This is a genomic window from Kordia sp. (assembly GCF_050633145.1).
GTDB lineage: Bacteria > Bacteroidota > Bacteroidia > Flavobacteriales > Flavobacteriaceae > Kordia.
Genome location: NZ_JBOEFY010000020.1, coordinates 221683 through 224773, shown reverse-complemented (window position 1 = coordinate 224773; position 3091 = coordinate 221683). Strand labels below are relative to the sequence as shown.

Below are 3091 nucleotides of genomic sequence, written 5' to 3'. Positions count from 1 at the left end.
TACTTATCAATTCAAAATGCAAGACCACAAGACTATGAAATTTTGGTAGACTATTGCATTGAGCAAATTGAAATCAATCAAGATAATACAGGAAAAACACGCTTTCCTATCACAGTAATAAAGAGTTAATTACACAGTTTAAAAAACGTTCCGCTTGTTTGCGCAGGCGGAACATAATACTACGATTATGAAAAAAAATACAACATATTTAACAATTTTATTCTTACTTTTAATGTTGTCTTCTTGTAATGATGATGATGATACATTACCACCTACGGCTTTGTGTACAAAAGATGCAACCACCATGGAAGATAATTATATTGAACTTAAAGGGTTTCGCAGAGGTGAACATGAATATGATCATAGGGTGATTTCATTTACTAATAAACAAATGAAAGATAATATAGAATATTTAACGGCTAAAGCACGCAAAGAAGGTGTTGAAGAAGATAAGTTAGGGTTTCGTGTTTATATTGCTGCAAAATCAGCAGACGAGTTTCTAGGTCCTAATGAAATAGATAAAATAAAAGGCGACACTAAATCTTTTACGGGTCAAGGGGAAGTTTATTATACCACGGTGTTTTTTGTAGCTACCAAAAAAGGAGATTCGGACGACCCAAATGACTATGAAAATCTGTATACGATTCCAGCTTTAGATTATGGAAGTTCTAGAATACCTCCTATACAGTATAAATCAAACAAACCATGTCCAATACATCCGGATTCAACACATTAACTTGTCTATGAACTATTTTATACAGATCCTTTTTTTATGTTTTCAAATAGCTGCTCTAGTGGCGGCTATTTGGTCTTGGAATCGCTATAAAGAAACAACACAACGTTACTTTTTATGGTTTTTAGTATATGTAGTTTGTCATGAAATTTCAGGACTTTGTTATCATTTATTTTTCAAAGGTTATAATGATATTTTACATAATTTATTTACACTCATCTCATTTGGATTTTATTTTTGGTGGTTTTATAAAATTTTAACCAAACGAAAATGGCTTGTATATATATTATTCGTTGTTTTTTTCATTCCATTTTTAAATGATTTAATTACCAAAAGTCCTATTGAAAACCTTTATCTATATCCTATTATTATTGGTGCTTTTTCCGTACTCGTTTTAACGATTAGCTATTTTATAGAATTGCTGAATACGGATTCCATTACCAGTTTTGCTAAATCACAACGGTTTTGGATTGTTACAGGCTTATTTTGCTTTTACATTGGTTTACTTCCTTTGTTGATTTTTCATAACTACTTAGATTATGGTGGTAGTTTTTACCGCATTGTCATCACCGTATTGAACGCCGTTTTATATGGTTGCATTTTTAAAAGCTTTTTATGTCTGGAGAAGAAGAAAAAATAAAGAACGCGTTTTCAGAAGAAATGTTCTTCTTACTATCGGGTGCAGCTCTGCTAATTGCAGTTGCGGTGGTAGTTCTTTTTTTTGTGTTTGTAACACGTAAAAATAAGTTGATTACCGAAAAAACAATGTCTATCAATAGTTATGAAAAGAAAATGGTTGATCTTGAGTTGCACGCATTGCGCTCACAGATGAACCCGCATTTTGTACATAATTCGTTGAATGCAATTCAGTATTATATTCAGATGAATGATATTGATCAATCGGAGAATTATTTGACACGTTTTTCAAAATTGGTGCGTCAGTTTTTTGATTATTCGCGCAAGCAACTCATTACGATTGAAGAAGAAATTGAATTGATTTCCAATTATTTAGCATTAGAAAAACTCCGTTTTGAAGACAAGCTTTCCTACGAGATTATTTGTGATGAAACCGTAGATGTAGAAGCCTCTATTCCATCTATGATATTGCAACCTATTGTAGAAAATGCTGTAAATCACGGTATTTTTCATAAGAAAGCGCCAGGAAAAGTTATCATTACATTTTCACAGCTTTCTAACGATAGTTTTTCTGTAGTTGTGAAAGATGATGGAATCGGCATTAAACAATCAAAAAAATTATCTAAAAATAAAATAAAAAACCAAGGATCACATTCTTCTCAAGTTTTAGATGAACGTCTAAAATTACTGGAGCAGATAGATAATTGGCATGTTGAATATATGATTAAAGATCGTTCTGATGTTGGTGATCAACAAGGAACGATTGTCACCCTAATTTTTAAACTACCAAATTAATTATGACTGTAACTGCTATTCTTGTTGACGATGAACATAAGTCGTTAGCTATTTTAAAAAACAAACTCGAAAGATTATGTCCAAACGTAACCGTTATTGGCGAAACTCAAGATCCTGAAGAAGCCATTGATTTGATTACAAATTTGAAACCACAATTGGTGTTTTTGGATATTGCCATGCCTGGCATGAATGGTTTTGAAGTATTAGAAAAAATTCCACAACCAACCTTTGAAGTCATTTTTGTAACTGCTTTTGATAATTACGGAATTGAAGCCATTAAACATTGTGCCATTGGATATGTTGTGAAACCTATTGATAGCCAAGATTTGATTCAGGCGGTTTCCGTAGCTACGCAGAATATTGCCGATAAAACAGCTTTGCAAAAGAATACGCTGTTAATTGAAAATTTAGGCATTCAATCGTTTCAACAGAAGAAAATTGTGATTCCTTCGCAAGATGGTTTGGAGTTTGTAAAGATTGAAGATATTATTCATTGTCAAGGAACAGATGGATATACAAAAATTCATTTTCAGCAAAGTAAACCGATCATGAGTTCGTATAGTATTGGACACTTTTTTAAACTGCTAAAGAGTAAAGATTTTTATTTAATTCACAAATCGCACTTAATCAACATCAATTATATTTTAAAGTATTTAAACGAAGGATATGTTGTGTTACAGGACAATCATAAGTTGCCTGTTTCACGAAATAAACGCACCGATTTTTTGAATATGATTCGGAATGTTTGATGTTGGTTAGGTGTGGATTTGCTATTTGTGGGTTTGTGAATTTGTTTTTTTGTGAATTTGTCTGAAATGTCATTACGAGGAAGCATGACGAAGTAATCTGTTTCTAAAGTAGCAGATAGCTTCACGTTGTTCGCTATGACGTTGTAAAACTTCTCAATACACAATTCTAATGATCTAA

At 32.1% G+C, this 3091-nt stretch carries 4 protein-coding genes; all 4 read left to right on the top strand.

What is annotated here, in order from left to right:
* The first annotated feature begins 154 nt into the window (after positions 1-154).
* From ACRBBL_RS10765 to ACRBBL_RS10750, 4 genes are read left to right on the top strand one after another with little or no spacing between them, the layout of a single operon-like run.
* Positions 155-736: a hypothetical protein gene (locus tag ACRBBL_RS10765; RefSeq protein ID WP_431369049.1), complete on the top strand. Its 582-nt coding sequence runs from the start codon at positions 155-157 to the stop codon at positions 734-736.
* Positions 737-743: 7 nt separating this feature from the next.
* The gene (locus ACRBBL_RS10760) at positions 744-1373 is read left to right on the top strand and encodes a hypothetical protein (RefSeq protein ID WP_431369048.1); all 630 of its coding nucleotides are present in this window, start codon (positions 744-746) and stop codon (positions 1371-1373) included.
* Positions 1349-2164 carry a sensor histidine kinase gene (locus tag ACRBBL_RS10755; protein ID WP_431369047.1) on the top strand — a complete coding sequence of 272 codons (816 nt, stop codon included), beginning with the start codon at positions 1349-1351 and terminating at the stop codon, positions 2162-2164. The genes ACRBBL_RS10760 and ACRBBL_RS10755 overlap by 25 nt, the downstream gene beginning before the upstream one ends.
* Positions 2165-2166: 2 nt before the next feature.
* A complete protein-coding gene (locus tag ACRBBL_RS10750) occupies positions 2167-2913 on the top strand; it encodes a LytR/AlgR family response regulator transcription factor (protein WP_431369046.1) in 747 nt (248 codons plus the stop codon).
* Positions 2914-3091: the final 178 nt, after the last annotated feature.

Excerpts from the sequence above, each read along its gene's own strand:
- ACRBBL_RS10760 (WP_431369048.1), top strand. The coding sequence starts at position 744 with ATGAACTATTTTATACAGATCCTTTTTTTATGTTTTCAAATAGCTGCT.
- ACRBBL_RS10755 (WP_431369047.1), top strand. The coding sequence starts at position 1,349 with ATGTCTGGAGAAGAAGAAAAAATAAAGAACGCGTTTTCAGAAGAAATG.
- ACRBBL_RS10750 (WP_431369046.1), top strand. The coding sequence starts at position 2,167 with ATGACTGTAACTGCTATTCTTGTTGACGATGAACATAAGTCGTTAGCT.